The organism is Methylocapsa palsarum (genome assembly GCF_900114285.1).
GTDB classification, from domain to species: domain Bacteria; phylum Pseudomonadota; class Alphaproteobacteria; order Rhizobiales; family Beijerinckiaceae; genus Methylocapsa; species Methylocapsa palsarum.
On sequence record NZ_FOSN01000006.1, the window covers coordinates 104,496 to 120,546 of the forward strand.

Below are 16,051 nucleotides of genomic sequence, written 5' to 3' on the forward strand. Positions count from 1 at the left end.
CCTTGTGCCATGAGGGCGTCTGCGCCATATTATCAGCGACGCTGGCCCGCAAAGGCAGCGGCCGGAGGCGGTTCAGCCTCCCTAACGTTTAGAGGAAATCATGTCCGACTTCGACCGCAACGCTAGCGCCCGCTGGGGACAGGGCGTCGCACGGGCAGGTCGCGCCGAAATCGACCTGGGCCTTCGCACTTACATGCTGGGCGTGTACAATAACATGGTGATCGGCCTCGCCATCACCGGTCTTGTCGCGCTTGGCGTCAACATGCTCGCCGTAACGACCGATCCGTCGATGGCGGCCGCTCACATGGGCCGGATCGCCCTGACGAGCTTTGGCGTGACGCTTTACGGCAGCCCTCTGAAATACCTCATGATGTTCGCCCCGCTGGCGTTCGTGATGTTTTTCTCGTTCCGCATCAACCAGATGTCGGCGTCGTCCGCTCGTGGCGTGTTCTTCGCTTTCGCGGCGGCGATGGGCTTGTCCTTGTCGACGCTCCTGCTGGTCTACACCGGCAATTCGATCGCGCGGGCTTTCTTCGTAACCGCGGCGGCTTTCGGCGGGCTGAGCCTTTATGGTTATACGACCAAGCGGGATCTTTCCCCGATGGGGTCGTTCCTGATCATGGGCGTGATCGGTCTGGTGATCGCCAGCATCGTTAACATGTTTCTGCTGAGCACGGCGTTCCAGTTCGGATTGTCGATCCTCTCCGTCCTGATCTTCTCCGGTCTGACGGCGTGGGACACGCAGGCGATCAAGGAAATGTATTACGCGGGCGACGGCTATGAGGTCGCGGCCAAGAAGTCCGTGAACGGAGCGTTGATGCTCTATCTCGACTTCATCAACATCTTCCAATCGCTCCTGTTCCTGACAGGCAGCCGGAACGACTGACGCGGCGGAAGCTTCCGCAATAAGGCTCTCCCCTGGAGAGCCTTTTTTTTGCCTGTCCGCCGGCCTTCAGCTCGAGATGAGTTTCAGTCTCTTGTCGAGAACGTCCATCACCCGGCGCAAATCGTGCCCGCGTTTGAGCACCAGCCCGCTCGCGGCGACGACTGCGTAGGCGCCTTGTTTGCGCGCGAGTTTGGGATTTTTCTCGATACGATACAGCGCATATTCCGAAGCCCGGCGGAAAATCGAGAAGACAGCTTTCTGCGGAGCGAAATCTATCGCGTAGTCGCGCCATTCTCCGGCGGCCACCTTGCGGCCATAGAGATTGAGGATTTCGCGAAGTTCGCCGCGATCGAAAACAACATTGTCCGCCGTCCCGCTGGCGCTGCTCCCTGCGGGTTGCGCCGCGAGCGGGGTAGGTCCTGAGATCGGCGCGGGGATTTGGGCGCGATTCGTCCGGGTTGGCGTTATTTCAACCACGGCGGCGCCGATCACCGCCGAGTCGCTCTCCCCTGAATCGCTCTCCCTCGAATCGCTCTTTGCCGAATCGCTGATGGCTTGGTCGCTCATGGATGCGCACCGCTCCAGCTCTTTTCTCCGAAGTCATCATCGTGGATGATGGCCGCGGCCGCAAGCCATAACTTGACGGTTTTGCGACAGTCGGAGACCTGTTGCGTTCTCGACCTTAAAGACGATATCAGCAGAAGATTGGCCGCCGGTTAGAGTTAAAACAGGTTTGATTGAAGGTGAAGGCAGAGGCGTTGACAGATGATTGAAGAAGCCCGTTCGCATTCGTTTCAGGCGGATGTCGCCAAGCTCCTGCACCTGATGGTGCATTCGGTCTATTCGGACCGCGATGTCTTCTTGCGCGAACTTCTCTCCAACGCGGCGGACGCCTGCGAGAAGCTGCGCTACGAGGCGCTGAGGGATCCGGTGCTGGGCGCGGCGCCTTTCACGATCACCATCGCCATCGACAAGGATGCGAGCCGCCTGATCATCGAGGACAACGGGATCGGAATGACCCGCGACGAACTCGCCGATCAGCTTGGCACCATCGCGCGCTCCGGCACCAAGGCCTTTCTCGAACGGCTTGGCGCGGCTGGCGCGGCAGGGGAGCCGGGGGATTCTTCAGAACCGGCCCCTCGTCAAACTCTGGACCTGATCGGTCAATTCGGCATCGGTTTCTATTCCGCTTTCATCGTGGCGGATCATGTCGAGGTTTTGACCCGGCGCGCCGGCGCCCATGAGGCGTTTGCATGGGCGTCGGACGGCAAGGGAACGTTTTCGATCGCGCCGCTTGCGCTCGACGAGGCTCCGGCTCATGGCGCCCGCGTCGTCCTGCATCTGAACGAGTCGTCGCGGGACTATCTCGACCCGGTCCGTATCGAAACCATCGTCCGGGAACATTCGAGCGCCCTCTCGGCGCCGATCGACCTCGTCGAATCGACGGGAGCCGAACCGCGCCGCCTGACCGATGGAACGGCGCTCTGGACCAAGCCGAAATCCTCGATCGCCGACGAGGAATATACCGAGTTCTACCGCAGCCTCGCCGGGCAGTTCGACGAACCCGCCCTGACGGCGCATTGGCGCGCCGAAGGGCGCCATGAATATACCGTGCTCGCCTTTGTTCCGGGGTCGAGGCCGTTCGATCTGTTCGATCCCGCCCGTCGCGGGCGCGCCAAGCTTTATGTCCGCCATGTCCTGATCACCGACGACGCCGACGTTCTTCCGCGCTGGCTGCGTTTCGTCCGCCTCGTCGTCGATTCCGCCGACCTGCCGCTCAATGTGTCTCGCGAGATGATTCAGGAGAGCCCGATCTTCGCCGCGATCAAGAAAGGCGTCGGCAACCGTATCTTGCAGGATGTGACCAAGCTCGCCGACTCCGAGCCGGAGACGTTCGCCAGGATCTGGGAGAATTTCGGCGCGATCATCAAGGAAGGGCTTTACGAGGAGCCGGAGAAGCGGGACGCCTTGTTCGCGGTCGCCCGGTTCGCAAGTTCGACCCATCCGGGGGGCGGACGCAGCCTCAAGGATTACGTCGCAGGCCTCAAGACCAACCAGACCGCGATCTATTATCTTTTGGGCGAAGACCTGAAGCGCCTTCAGGCCAGTCCACAGCTGGAAGGTTTCCGGGCGCGCGGCGTCGAGGTTCTGCTCCTGCCGGATCAGATCGACGCCTTCTGGCTCGCCACGGCGGCGGGCTTCGAAGGCAAGCCGTTCAAGTCGGTCACGCAGGGCGCAGCCGACATCAAGGCCATCCCGCTCGCCGATGCGTCCGCCTCGCCGGACAGCTCCGACGAACCGCCGGCCGCCGGGCTTGCGGCGCTGTTCGCCCTGATGAAGCAGATCCTCGAGGAATCGGTCCAGGATGTGCGCGCCTCCGACCGGCTGTCGGAGAGTCCGGTCTGCCTGATCGCTCCGGATCGAGGCCCGGATCGAAGGCTGGAACAATTGCTGGCCGAGCATGGCCAGCTCGGCGGCGCGGCGAAACCGGTTCTCGAAGTCAATCCGGGTCATCCACTCGTCAAGGCTCTCGCCGGGCTCGTCGGCGCCCCCGGCAAGGAAAAAATCGACGACATCGTCTGGCTTCTGTTCGACGAGGCGCGGTTGATGGATGGCGAAAAGCCGGCCGACGCGCCGCATTTCGCGGCTCGCCTGACGCGAATTCTGCTGGAGGCCGCGACCCAGGCGCAGGCCTGAGCCCGTTCTGGAGAAAACTTTGGCGCCTGTTTTCGAACCCGGCATGGCGCGCGAGACCGCGCGTCGAACGCTCGAACGCGCCTTCGAGGCGGCGGCCCTCGACGCGGCCGCCCTCGACGCCCGCGTGCTGCTTTGCGCGGCTTTGGGCATCGATCACGCAGGTCTCGTTCGCGACCCGCAGCATTTGCTCGGAACCGCCGCCTCTCAGGTCCAGTCGTTCGCCGACCGGCGACTGCGTCGCGAACCCGTGTCGCGCATCCTTGGCTACAAGGAGTTCTGGGGCGTCCGTTTCGCGCTCGATCCCGCCGTGCTCGATCCGCGTCCGGACACCGAAACCCTGGTCGAAGCGCTGTTGCGCCACGCGAGCGGCGAGCCTCGCCTCGAACGCAAGATTCTCGACCTCGGGATTGGCTCCGGGGCGATTCTTTGCGCCCTGCTCCAGAATTTCGCAGAGGCGTTCGGCGTTGGCGTCGATCTTTCGCCACGGGCTTGCGCCGTCGCGCGCGACAACCTGATTTCGCAGGGAGTCGCCTCGCGCGCCCTTGTCGTGTGCGGAAACTGGGCGAGCCCGATTCGCGGCGGATATGATTTCATCGTGTCAAATCCGCCTTACATCGTCCGCAATGAAATCGCGCGCCTCGCTCCGGAAGTCGGCGAGCATGACCCTTTTCTCGCCCTCGACGGCGGGGAGGACGGTCTGTCGGCCTATCGGTCTCTCATTCCGTCCCTTCCAGGTCTCCTTGCGGCGGACGGCGTCGTCGCCCTGGAATTCGGGGCTGGTCAGCGTCTGGATGTGGAGGCGCTCTTGCGCGCCTCCGGCCTCCGGCCTTTCGAGATCCGGCCGGATCTCTCGGGAGAAGATCGGGTCGTGCTTGCTCGCGCCGTGGCAAATCAGCCACGGGCGAGGGACGTCAGTTAGAAAGTTTCACAAAAGGCCTTGGCGTTTGCAACAAAACCGACTAGTTTGCCGTTCCAAAGATGGCGTTTCTGATGTAAAGCTGTGCTGGTGAGATTGTTTTTTCCTCGCTGCGCGCCTCATTCTTGGGCACGGTAGGAACACAGTCCGCTTCCAGCTTTCTACGGTTTCCCGTGCAGCCGGGACAAACGCTTTTTGACTCTCGAACTTTGGCGAGAACTCTCGAACTTTGCCGACATGAGAGTCTTTGTTCACCGCTACGGTTGAGCCGTGCGCATCCGTTTCCGGCCGGAGAGCCTGATATCCGTTAGAGCATCCGTGGCTAAAACAGGTTCGGTTAAGAACCGTTGACCGCGCGCTGAACCGGCGTTGCGCGCGTATTGCGATTACGATGTGACTCAAGGATCGTCGATGAGACCTGGACAAAATAACAAACGCATGCGCGGCCGTCCCAACAACAATCGCAAAGGCCCCAATCCTTTGACCCGCTCGTATGAATCCAGCGGTCCGGATGTGAAAATTCGTGGAACCGCGCATCATATCGGGGAAAAATATCTTCAGCTGGCCCGAGACGCCCAATCGTCCGGAGATCCGGTCATGGCGGAAAGCTATCTCCAGCACGCCGAACATTATTTCCGCCTGATCGCCGTCGCCCAGCAAGCTCAGCAGCAGAGCGCGAGCGGTTATCAGCGCCAGCCCGGGGATGTGAGCGCGGAAGAGGTCGACGGCGACGATTTCGAGAGCATTCCTGATCGTTTCGCTTCTCCCGCAGAGCGTTTCGCGCCGCCGCAGCCTCAGGCGGCGTTCGCTCCGCAGTCCGCGCCCTCCGCTCCTCAGCCTGTCCAGGACCGCCCGTTCTACAGCAACAATCCGGACAGACAGGGTTTCGAGCGTCCCGACCGCGGTCCGCGCCAGGACCGGCCGTTTCACGACAAGCCTTATCCAGACAAGCCTTATCCAGAAAGGAACTATCCGGAGCGGGACCGTCCTTATCAGGACCGCAACGGACCTGACCGCGCCCCGCAGAACCGGGATCAGGACAATCGCGGTCAGCGCGCGCGCGGGCCGCGCGATTTCCGCAACGAGGGTCAGAGTCGGAACGAGCGCGCCGAATCGCGCGCTCCCGCAGAAGAAATCGAACGCAATGGCCTTCCCGCTTTCATCACAGCTCCGGTCCGCATCGAACCGGAACCGGCCGCGGCCCCCGTCGCTCCCGAACGCCTGGGAGTCGCGGGTGACGACCAGCCCGACGTCGAGCGCGCCGATGGAGGCGGCTTTCATTTGAGGCCTCGGCGCCGGCGGCGCAGCAAAAGCGAAATGGCGATTGACGAAGCCGCCGGGCGCGAAGAAGCGATCGCCAACGATCCCGTCGCCGATTAGAGCATATTCCGATCGGATTGAATCAATCCAATCGAGAAGACTATGCTCAAGCTTTTGACTCTGGAGCGATTTCTGATCGATCGCATGACTTCATGCGATCGGAAAGCGCTCGAGACGCCGTCTCGCGCCGCTTGCGCCCGGCCGCCGGGCGTAGTCCCAAACCGCTCGATATTGACGGTTTCAGGAAGGACCTCCCTAACCAACGGGACGTTTTTGGCGGCGGCGGACCGGCGTTATTGAAGGTTTTGCAAGCCGGTGATGCGAACTTGCGCGCGCCTGCCCGACGGGCAATGGAGGCGCGCGTCATGATATTTCGTTCCTTGCAATTTGCTCTCGCGTTCGCGCTGTTGACTGTGGGAGCCGTCCGGGCGCAAGCCTTTCCGCCTTATCCCCCCGCGCAATCCTATCCCTTGGCGATGGGCCGCAATCCGCCCATTCTGTTGATGACGGAAGGATGTCTTTTCGGCTGGCGCCGCGACGCCTGGGGCGTATGCTGGCCTTATCCCGACGCAGGGTTTTCGAGCGGAAACTGCTGGTATGAATCGACGCCCTATGGTCATCGCCGCGTCTGCCGCTGGTGGTGACGTCAGGGGGAGAGCCGCTCAGCGGCGGCGCGCGGCCGCCCTCAAGAAATCTTTCGAGAAATCTTTCCTGCGACGGCGCCTGTTTCACGCGCGTCTCTTTCGATCACGGACGAAGCTATTACATTTAGAGCCGGGCGGCCGCGTGGGGCCCGATCAAAAATTTCGCGATTCGGCGCCGCTTCGGGGCGTGGATCTGCAGGACCGGAGATATTGACCATGAATTTTGAAAAATTCACAGAACGTTCGCAAGGCTTCATTCAAAGCGCTCAGTCCCTCGCGCAGCGCGAGGGCAATCCGCAACTCACGCCCGAACATGTCTTGAAGGTCCTGCTGGACGACAAGGAAGGCCTCGCCGCCGGTCTCATCGACAAGGCGGGCGGGAGTTCCCGTGACGCCCTCGCGCAGGTGGAACTGGGTCTTGCCAAACTGCCGAAGGTCGGAGGCCCCGGAGCCGGCCAGCCGGTCCCCACGGCGGGCCTGATGCGGGTGTTCGACGGCGCGGAAAAGATCGCCCAGAAGGCGGGCGATTCCTATGTGACGGTCGAGCGGCTGCTGCTCGCGCTCGCCATGGAGAAGGGCTCCGAGGCCGGCAAGATCCTGGAAAAGGCGGGCGTCAGTCCGCAGACGCTCAACGCCGCCATCGAGGATTTGCGCAAGGGACGCACCGCCGACAACGCCACCGCCGAAAACGCCTATGACGCCTTGAAGAAATACACCCGAGATCTGACCGAGGCCGCCCGCTCGGGCAAGCTCGATCCGGTGATCGGCCGCGACGAGGAGATCCGCCGCGCGATCCAGGTTCTGTCCCGCCGCACCAAGAACAACCCGGTCCTGATCGGCGAGCCCGGCGTCGGCAAGACGGCGATCGTCGAGGGTTTGGCGCTGCGTATCGTCAACGGCGACGTGCCCGAGAGTCTGCGCGACAAGAAACTGCTCGCGCTCGACATGGGCTCGCTCATCGCCGGGGCGAAATATCGCGGCGAATTCGAGGAGCGGCTGAAATCCATCCTGAACGAAGTGACCGCCGCGGCCGGCGGGATCATCCTGTTCATCGACGAGATGCACACGCTAGTCGGCGCCGGCAAGGCGGACGGAGCCATGGACGCCTCCAATCTTTTGAAACCCGCTTTGGCGCGCGGCGAGCTTCATTGCATCGGCGCGACGACACTCGAAGAATACCGCAAGCATGTCGAGAAGGACGCCGCGCTCGCCCGCCGCTTTCAGCCGGTATTCGTTTCCGAGCCGACCGTCGCGGACACGATCTCGATCCTGCGCGGCCTCAAGGAAAAATACGAACTGCATCACGGCGTGCGCATCACCGACGCCGCGATCGTCGCCGCCGCGACCCTGTCGCACCGCTATATCGCGGACAGGTTCCTGCCCGACAAGGCGATCGACCTTATCGACGAGGCGAGCGCCCGGCTGCGGATGGCGATCGATTCGAAGCCCGAGGAACTCGATGAATTCGACCGCCGGATCATCCAGCTCAAGATCGAGCAGGAGGCCTTGAAAAAAGAAACCGACTCGGCCTCGAAGGACCGGTTGAAGAAACTCGACGGCGAACTCGCAGAACTCGAGGAGAAGTCCGCCGCTCTAACGGCCCGCTGGCGCGCCGAGAAGGACAAGCTCGGCTCCGAGCAGAAACTCAAGGAGCAGCTCGAATCGGCGCGCAACGAACTCGTCCAGGCGCAGCGGCGGGGAGAGTATCAGCGCGCCGGCGAACTCACCTATGGGGTCATTCCCGAGATCGAACGCAAGCTCGCCGAGACGGAGTCTAAGCGCGGAGATGTGCTGGTGGAGGAAGCGGTCACGCCAGACCATATCGCGCAGGTCGTGTCCCGCTGGACCGGAGTGCCGGTCGAGAAAATGCTGGAAGGCGAACGCGACAAGCTGCTGAAAATGGAGGAAGCCCTCGCCGGCCGCGTGGTTGGTCAGGTCGAGGCGGTGAAGGCGGTCTCGACGGCGGTGCGCCGCGCCAGAGCCGGCCTGCAGGACGCACAGCGCCCGATCGGCTCGTTCATGTTCCTCGGGCCGACGGGCGTCGGCAAGACCGAACTGACCAAGGCGCTCGCGGGGTTTCTGTTCGACGACGAAACCGCGCTTTTGCGGATCGACATGTCCGAATACATGGAGAAACACTCGGTGGCCCGCCTCATCGGGGCGCCTCCGGGCTATGTCGGCTACGAGGAAGGCGGCGCCCTGACGGAGGCGGTCCGGCGGCGGCCCTATCAGGTGGTGCTCTTCGACGAGATCGAGAAGGCGCATCCGGACGTGTTCAACGTCCTGTTGCAGGTCCTTGATGACGGACGCCTGACCGACGGGCAGGGCCGCACCGTCGATTTCCGCAACGTGCTGATCGTGATGACCTCGAACCTTGGCTCGGAATTCCTCGTCATGCAGAAGGAGGGCGAGGAGTCGAGCGCGGTCTACAACGAGGTGATGCAGGTGGTGCGGGCGCATTTCCGGCCCGAATTCCTCAACCGCGTCGATGAAATCATCCTGTTCCACCGGCTTCGGCGCGAGGATATGGGCGCGATTGTCGATATCCAGTTCAAACGCCTCGCCAGATTGCTCGAAGACCGCAAGATCGTTCTTGATCTTCAGTCCAAGGCGCGGGCGTGGCTCGCCGACAAGGGTTATGATCCGGCCTATGGCGCGCGTCCGCTGAAACGGGTGATCCAGAAGAACGTCCAGGACCAGCTGGCCGAACTGATCCTCGCGGGCAAAGTCCACGACGGCGAAACCGTCGTCATCGGCGCGGACGACAAGGGCCTCGTGATCGGCGAGACGGCCGTCGATCAGATCGGCTCGATCTGATCGGAATATGCTCTAAAGCGCTTTCCGATCGAATGACCTCATTCGATCGATCAGAAATCGCTTCAGATTCAAAACTTTGAGCATATTCCTATCGATCAGATCGGCTCAATCTGATCGGAATATGCTCTAAAGCCGTGCGGCGCCGTGACCGCGGAGCCGGCTATTTTGGCGCGGCGGGCAGGAACTTGAACGGCGCGGCGGCCTCGAATTTATCGGCCGTCTCGCCGGAAAACACTTGGCCCTTGTCGATCGTGAGTTTCTTCACCGGCGCGCCGGGCTTGAAATCGACGTTGGCGAGCGACACCCAAAAGGTGTTGGGCCGTGTGGCGGAGTCGAAATAATAGACCAGGTTTTTCTGGTCGGCGATCGTGCGCCAGATCGTCGAGGAGATGTTGGGCTGATCGGGCGTCGTAATTCCGAGCGGAACGCTCACCGCGCGCTGAACGGAAAGGACGGAGGCCACGGCCTGATAGTCGAACGATTGGTGCGGGACGCTTTTGATGTAGGCTGGATCGATCTTCGTCGGAATGGCGCCGATCAGGAACGAGGCGCGGGCGAAGCGGTCGGCGGCGCGATTCGTGCCGGGCAGAAAGGTCAACCCGCCAATGTCTTTCCAATAGGCGTTGAGGGCGAGCTGCTCGGAATAGATCGGCGAATTCGTCATGACAGTATAGTTTTTGCCGTGATGGATCGTCAGTTTGCCTTTGACGTACTCGAAGATCGCGGAATCGCCCGAGCTGTCGGAAATCGAAAGGTGCAGCGCGGCAGGCGCGCCATTCGGCAGCGTCGGCGCGAGAATATCGAACGGCTCCTTGCTCAAGGCGGCCACGGCTTCCGCGACATTTGCGTAATTATCGAGCGCATATTGCGCCCAAAGCGAGATCGAGAGCAGCGGGCGTTTCCAGTCCGGCTGGCCGTAGTCGCTTTCCGCCAGATAGAGCAGATTGGCGGCCAGCCCCTTTTCATTGAGGCCGTCGGTGGTTCCGGCCTCATAGCCGGACACGATCACGCTGCCATACCGGGCGGTCCATTTGATGGATTTCGCTCCCGCCGCGCCGTCGCGCGCGATCCCGGCCGGGAATATCCACAGATTGGAGCCCATATCCTCCTTCCAATCCATGTTTCGTCCTGTAATCACAAGACGCCCGTCGCCGGTGTAAAGCGTCCTGGTGCAGGCCATGGCTTGCATCGCGGCGCAGAAGCTCGCCGCGGCGCAAGCCGCGATTGCGGCGGCCTTCAAGGAATTCGAATTCAATGGTCGTCTCCACGTAAAGCAGGCGCGATTGCGGCTGAACTCGCAGGGAATAGCATAGACGCGAACGCAAGGAACCTCGCTGACCCCCACGCGGCCGGAAAACCACCTAGAATCAGCCGGAAAGCCGGGTTTTCGGGAGAAATTCGCGCCGCCGTCAGACGTGAAAGGCGACGGGATGTGGAAAGACCTGAGAACGCGCCGTCCAAAGCGCGGGAATCTATTAAAAAACATGATTCTGCGACGGGCTTCCGCTATAAGAACCACACGATTGAAATATTCTTCTTCAACTTGAAAGTTTGCTGATCCCATGGCCGAACCCGCCGCCGCGTCCCCGGTCGCTCAAAACGCCGGAACCGAAGGCTATTACGGCGCAGATTCCATCAAGGTGCTGCGCGGCCTCGACGCCGTTCGCAAGCGGCCCGGCATGTATATCGGCGACACCGACGACGGTTCCGGCCTGCATCATATGGTCTATGAGGTCGTCGACAACGCCATCGACGAGGCGCTTGCGGGCCATGCGACGCGGGTCACTGTGACCCTCAACCCGGACGGCTCCGTCACCGTCACCGACGACGGGCGCGGCATTCCGACCGACATCCATTCCGAGGAGGGGGTGTCGGCGGCCGAGGTCATCATGACCCAGCTCCACGCCGGCGGAAAGTTCGATCAGAACTCCTACAAGGTTTCCGGCGGCCTGCACGGCGTCGGCGTCTCCGTCGTCAACGCCCTTTCGACCTGGCTGCGCCTGCGCATCTGGCGCGACGGCAAGGAACATGTGCTGTCGTTCACGAATGGCGACGCGGCCGCGCCGCTCGAGGTCGCCGGGCCGGCGCCCCTCGTCGACGGCAAGCCCAAACGGGGCACTGAGGTCACCTTCATGGCCTCGCCCGAGACCTTCACGATGGTCGATTACGATTATTCCACCATCGAACACCGCCTGCGCGAACTCGCGTTCCTGAATTCGGGCGTGCGCATCGAATTGACCGACGCGCGGGGGGCGGAAACAAAGACCGAGGAGCTTTATTATGAGGGCGGGCTGGAGGCGTTCGTCCGCTTCCTCGACAGGGCCAAGTCGCCGCTGATCGCCAAGCCGATCCTGATCAGGGGCGAGCGCGACGCCATCACCGTCGAGGTCGCGCTCTGGTGGAACGATTCGTACCATGAGCATGTCCTCGCCTTCACCAACAACATCCCGCAGCGCGACGGCGGCACCCATCTCGCGGGCCTTCGCGCGGGGCTGACGCGGCAGGTGACCGGCTATTCCGAGCGCTCCGGCCTCACCAAACGGGAGAAGGTCGATCTCACCGGCGACGATTGCCGCGAGGGGCTGACCTGCGTCCTCTCGGTCAAGGTTCCGGACCCGAAGTTCTCCTCGCAGACCAAGGAAAAGCTCGTCTCCTCCGAGGTGCGCCCGGTGGTCGAGGGTCTCGTCAACGAAATGCTCGGCTCCTGGTTCGAGGAGCATCCTCAGGACGCGCGCACCGTCGTCGGCAAGGTTGTCGAGGCGGCGCAGGCGCGCGAGGCGGCGCGCAAGGCGCGTGAACTGACCCGGCGCAAGGGCGCGCTCGACGTCGCCAACCTGCCGGGCAAGCTCGCCGATTGCCAAGAGCGCGACCCGGCCAAGGCCGAGCTTTTTCTGGTCGAGGGCGATTCGGCCGGCGGCTCCGCCAAACAGGGCCGCAATCGCGAATATCAGGCGGTGTTGCCGCTGCGCGGCAAGATCCTCAACGTCGAGCGGGCGCGGTTCGACAAGATGCTGTCGAGTCAGGAGATCGGCACGCTCATCACCGCGCTCGGCACCGGCATCGGGCGCGATGATTTCAATCCCGACAAGCTGCGCTACCACAAGATCATCATCATGACGGACGCCGACGTCGACGGCTCGCATATCCGCACGCTGTTGCTGACATTCTTCTTCCGGCAGATGCGCGAATTGATCGAGCGCGGCCATCTCTATATCGCGCAGCCGCCGCTCTACAAGGTGAAGCGCGGCGGCTCGGAGCAATATCTCAAGGACGAGCGCGCCCGGGAGGATTACCTCATCGGCAACGGCCTCGACGGCGCGGTGCTGCGCCTCGCCAGCGGAGTCGAGCGGGCCGGAGCGGATCTGCGCGCCATCGTCGAGGAGGCGCGGACCGTCCGGCAGCTGCTGAACAACCTGCACTCGCGCTACCATCGCGCCGTGGTCGAACAGGCGGCCATCGCCGGAGCCTTGAAGCCGGTTACGCTCGAGAACGAGGCCGAGGCCGAAGGTTTCGCCGCGACGATCGCGGAGCGGCTCGACGCGCTCGCCGAGGACATGGAGCGCGGCTGGCAGGGCCGCGTCGAGAACGGCGGCTATGTGTTTTCGCGCGAGATCCGCGGCGTGCGGCAGGCCTCAAGCCTCGACGCCGGGCTTCTCGCCTCGGCGGAGGCGCGCCGCCTCAACGAACACGCGAGCCCGCTGCACGATATTTTCGCGGCCCCCGCCATGCTCGCCCGGCGGGGCGAGGAGAAACAGGCCTCCGGGCCGGGCGAATTGCTCGATGTCGTCATGGCGGCCGGGCAAAAGGGCATTTCCCAGATGCAGCGCTACAAGGGCCTTGGCGAAATGAACCCGGACCAATTGTGGGAGACGACGCTCGACCGCGACGCGCGTTCGCTGTTGCAGGTCAAGATCAAGGAAGGCGACGAGGCGGACGATATTTTCGTGAAGCTGATGGGTGATGTGGTCGAGCCGCGCCGCGAGTTCATTCAGGAAAACGCGCTGAGCGTCGCCAATCTGGATGTGTGAAAAAATTTCGTTGGCACCCTCATCCTGAAGAGCCATTTCATGAGAAATGGCGTCTCGAAGGATGCATCGCGCTACGAAAGTCCCGACCGACGCCGGATTGCTCCAATCATCTCACGGCCGGCATTCTCGGCGAGGCGGAGTCGTCCCTGTCAAGGATGCGGAGCACCGGCTTCGCCGGCGCGAGCGTAGCTCGCGTCCTTGACAGGGACGATCCGCTCGTCACACTCGCCGCCATGGGATGTATGGCGGATTGGGATTTTAGGGCAGATTATGCAAACGAAAACCTTCCCCGTCACCCGCACCGAATCCGAATGGCGCGAGCGCCTGACGCCGGAGCAATATTTCGTCATGCGCGGGCATGGCACCGAGGCGCCCGGCAGCTGCGCGCTCAATCATGAAAAGCGCGCCGGAACCTTCGTCTGCGCCGGCTGCGACCAGCCCCTGTTCGCCGCGCGACAAAAATTCGAGAGCGGCACCGGCTGGCCGAGCTTCAACGATCCGATCGAGGGTGCGGTCGAGGCGTCGGAGGATGCCAGCCACGGCATGCGCCGCACCGAGGTCCATTGCAGCCGCTGCGGCAGCCACCTCGGCCACGTCTTCCCGGACGGCCCTCCGCCGACCGGCCTGCGCTATTGCATCAACGGAATCGCGATGAATTTCCTCCCGGACTGAAGCTTACCGGATATACACCGCCTCGATCACCTTCAGCTCTTCGCCCATCGGATCGGCCTCCATCCGCACGACCTCGGCCATCAGCCGGTCGCGGAATTTATAGGCCCGGCGCCAGCCGTCCTCGGTCACTGGCGGCCAGGGCGTGAAGGTCTTCTTGTCCACCATCAGGGCCTCGCATTGCAGGCGGGGGCCCTTGATGTTGCGGGCGATGATGTACATGCCTGAGCCTTTCGAGCCCGTTCGCGGCCTGGAAGGGCGGGGCGCCTGAGCCGGCGGCCTTTCCGCGGCGCCGGGATCCTCCCCGCGCACCCTCCGGAAACGAGCATTAACCCGGCTGACGAGGCCGGTAAACGGGAATTTGAACGCCATGAGCTTCCTCCCGGAGCGCAGCACAGCATAGCGGAATTTAACCTAATTTGCAGGCGGAGAAGCGGTTCCGCTCCGGTCGCAAATGCTCTACTGATTGAGGCTCGACGGCAAGACCCGCCGGTTTCCGGCGGGGGCATCCTCCCGGACGATTCACAGACGATTCATGGACGGCGCATGGCAATGATCGATGGTCCGCGCATCGCGGCGAAATCGCGCGCGGCGAAGCAACTCGTGGTCTTCCTTCATGGCTATGGCGCCGACGGGAACGATCTCATCGCCATCGGCAAACAATGGCAGGCGTTCCTGCCCGACGCGGCGTTCGCGTCGCCGCATGCGCCTGAACCATGCGGCCAGGCTCCGGGCGGGCGGCAATGGTTCCCGCTGACCCTGCGCGATCCCAACGAACGCTGGATCGGGGTCAACAAGGCGGCTCCGGGTCTCAACGCGTTTCTCGACGCGGAACTGGGGCGGCTCGGACTCGACGACCAGCATCTCGTTCTGGTCGGCTTCAGCCAGGGCGCGATGATGGCGCTCCATTCCGGGTTGCGGCGCCCGCGAGGCGTCGCCGGGATCCTCGGTTATTCCGGCGAACTCGTCGGGCCCGAACATCTCCACGAAGCAACGGCGGCGCAGGCGGGCGCCAAGGCTCCTCCAGTGCTGCTGATCCACGGAAATCAGGACGAGATCATCGAACCCGAAGCCTTGTTCGTGTCGGCGGAGGATCTGGCGAAAGGCGGGATTCCCTGTCAATGGCACCTCTCCCCCGGCCTTGGCCATGGGATCGATCCGGCCGGTCTGATGCACGGCGGCCTGTTTCTCGCGCAATGTTTCGGCGTCAGGCTCGGCGGCGACGCCAAGGTGCGCCTCTAGGGTTCGAAGCGGTCGCGCTCGCTGCTGCACGACGCTCCGATCGCTTCGGGCGCCAGCGCGGGTTGGAATTGCGGCGCGACCTGCCGCGCGGCCTTGCGGACGCCGACGGGACGATAGAGCTGCTTCGTCGCCTCGACAATCAGAACGCCGGCGCCTGGAAGTGAAAAATAGGCGCCGATCGCCTCCACGGCGGCGGCCGAGTGCAGCAAGGTGCGGCTGCGGAATGGCGGAACATAAAGCGCTTCCGCCCATTGGGTCGGCGAAAACAGCGCCTCGCGCATGAGATCGCGCAATTGCCCGAGCGAATAGGGCTGGCCGTGTCCGAACGGGGTGCTGTCGAGACGGGCCCACAATCCCGAACGGTTGGGCGTCACGACGATCACGCGGCCGCCCGGCGTCAGAATGCGCCAGATTTCGGAAAGCAGGTCATGGGGATGTTCCGAAATCTCGAGCGCGTGGACGACGATCACGCGATCGATCGAGGAATCGGGCAACGGCATTCTGGTCACTTCGACAAGGGCCGAGGCGGAATGTCCGGACGAAGGCCAGTTCACGACGCCTTGTTCCGACGGCATGAAGGCGAGAACGCGGACGGCCTCGTCGCGGAAAACGCCAAGGTAGGGCGTCGCGTAGCCAACGCCGAGAATCGAATAGCCGGTGCAGTTCGAAAAGCGCGAACGCACCACCCGGACGATGAACCTCCGGGCGATGTCTCCGAGGGGAGAACGGTAGAAGGATCGAAGATCGACGATGTCGACGGGCATGGATCTCTTCGTGGTTCGATCGCCGGCGACCCGCTCTCCGGGTCGAAGTGAATAATGATCCTCTCCCC

General features: G+C 62.9%; 13 protein-coding genes. 9 read left to right on the forward strand and 4 right to left on the reverse strand.

Annotated elements, in window-relative coordinates; all coding sequences use genetic code 11:
* The first annotated feature begins 100 nt into the window (after positions 1 to 100).
* On the forward strand, positions 101 to 886 hold the full coding sequence (locus BM177_RS08525; RefSeq protein WP_091681113.1) for a Bax inhibitor-1/YccA family protein: 786 nt from the start codon (positions 101 to 103) through the stop codon (positions 884 to 886).
* Between the two features lie 66 nt (positions 887 to 952).
* Here the strand turns inward: BM177_RS08525 and BM177_RS08530 are convergent, their stop codons facing one another.
* Positions 953 to 1,363, reverse strand: a complete 411-nt coding sequence (locus BM177_RS08530) for a DUF2794 domain-containing protein (protein ID WP_425284383.1) — start codon at positions 1,361 to 1,363, stop codon at positions 953 to 955.
* A gap of 288 nt (positions 1,364 to 1,651) precedes the next feature.
* Between BM177_RS08530 and htpG the strand changes: the two genes are divergently transcribed.
* From htpG to clpB, 5 genes are all read left to right on the forward strand, one after another.
* Positions 1,652 to 3,583 carry a molecular chaperone HtpG gene (htpG, locus tag BM177_RS08535; RefSeq protein ID WP_091681115.1) on the forward strand — a complete coding sequence of 644 codons (1,932 nt, stop codon included), beginning with the start codon at positions 1,652 to 1,654 and terminating at the stop codon, positions 3,581 to 3,583.
* A gap of 19 nt (positions 3,584 to 3,602) precedes the next feature.
* Positions 3,603 to 4,502 (forward strand): peptide chain release factor N(5)-glutamine methyltransferase, encoded by a 900-nt coding sequence (prmC, locus tag BM177_RS08540; protein ID WP_244532213.1) that lies wholly within the window; start codon positions 3,603 to 3,605, stop codon positions 4,500 to 4,502.
* Between the two features lie 408 nt (positions 4,503 to 4,910).
* Positions 4,911 to 5,879, forward strand: coding sequence for a DUF4167 domain-containing protein (locus BM177_RS08545; RefSeq protein ID WP_091681119.1), 969 nt, complete (start codon positions 4,911 to 4,913; stop codon positions 5,877 to 5,879).
* 305 nt (positions 5,880 to 6,184) lie between these two features.
* Positions 6,185 to 6,463 (forward strand): hypothetical protein, encoded by a 279-nt coding sequence (locus BM177_RS08555; RefSeq protein ID WP_139223568.1) that lies wholly within the window; start codon positions 6,185 to 6,187, stop codon positions 6,461 to 6,463.
* Between the two features lie 216 nt (positions 6,464 to 6,679).
* Positions 6,680 to 9,280 (forward strand): ATP-dependent chaperone ClpB, encoded by a 2,601-nt coding sequence (clpB, locus tag BM177_RS08565; RefSeq protein WP_091681128.1) that lies wholly within the window; start codon positions 6,680 to 6,682, stop codon positions 9,278 to 9,280.
* A gap of 160 nt (positions 9,281 to 9,440) precedes the next feature.
* Here clpB and BM177_RS08570 read toward each other — a convergent pair whose 3' ends face one another.
* Positions 9,441 to 10,469 (reverse strand): linear amide C-N hydrolase, encoded by a 1,029-nt coding sequence (locus BM177_RS08570; protein ID WP_244532230.1) that lies wholly within the window; start codon positions 10,467 to 10,469, stop codon positions 9,441 to 9,443.
* A 373-nt stretch (positions 10,470 to 10,842) separates the two neighbouring features.
* Between BM177_RS08570 and gyrB the strand changes: the two genes are divergently transcribed.
* Both gyrB and msrB read left to right on the forward strand, forming a co-directional pair.
* Positions 10,843 to 13,308 (forward strand): DNA topoisomerase (ATP-hydrolyzing) subunit B, encoded by a 2,466-nt coding sequence (gene gyrB / locus BM177_RS08575; protein ID WP_091681130.1) that lies wholly within the window; start codon positions 10,843 to 10,845, stop codon positions 13,306 to 13,308.
* Positions 13,309 to 13,578: 270 nt separating this feature from the next.
* Positions 13,579 to 13,980, forward strand: coding sequence for a peptide-methionine (R)-S-oxide reductase MsrB (gene msrB / locus BM177_RS08580; RefSeq protein WP_091681133.1), 402 nt, complete (start codon positions 13,579 to 13,581; stop codon positions 13,978 to 13,980).
* Between the two features lie 3 nt (positions 13,981 to 13,983).
* Here the strand turns inward: msrB and BM177_RS20570 are convergent, their stop codons facing one another.
* The gene (locus tag BM177_RS20570) at positions 13,984 to 14,349 is read right to left on the reverse strand and encodes a hypothetical protein (RefSeq protein ID WP_244532214.1); all 366 of its coding nucleotides are present in this window, start codon (positions 14,347 to 14,349) and stop codon (positions 13,984 to 13,986) included.
* A gap of 174 nt (positions 14,350 to 14,523) precedes the next feature.
* Here BM177_RS20570 and BM177_RS08590 point away from each other — a divergent pair, with 174 nt between their 5' ends.
* Complete coding sequence (locus tag BM177_RS08590) at positions 14,524 to 15,219, forward strand: alpha/beta hydrolase (RefSeq protein WP_091681136.1); 696 nt, start codon at positions 14,524 to 14,526, stop codon at positions 15,217 to 15,219.
* Here BM177_RS08590 and BM177_RS08595 read toward each other — a convergent pair.
* Positions 15,216 to 15,983, reverse strand: coding sequence for a class I SAM-dependent methyltransferase (locus tag BM177_RS08595; RefSeq protein ID WP_091681340.1), 768 nt, complete (start codon positions 15,981 to 15,983; stop codon positions 15,216 to 15,218). The genes BM177_RS08590 and BM177_RS08595 overlap by 4 nt on opposite strands.
* Between the last annotated feature and the right edge of the window lie 68 nt (positions 15,984 to 16,051).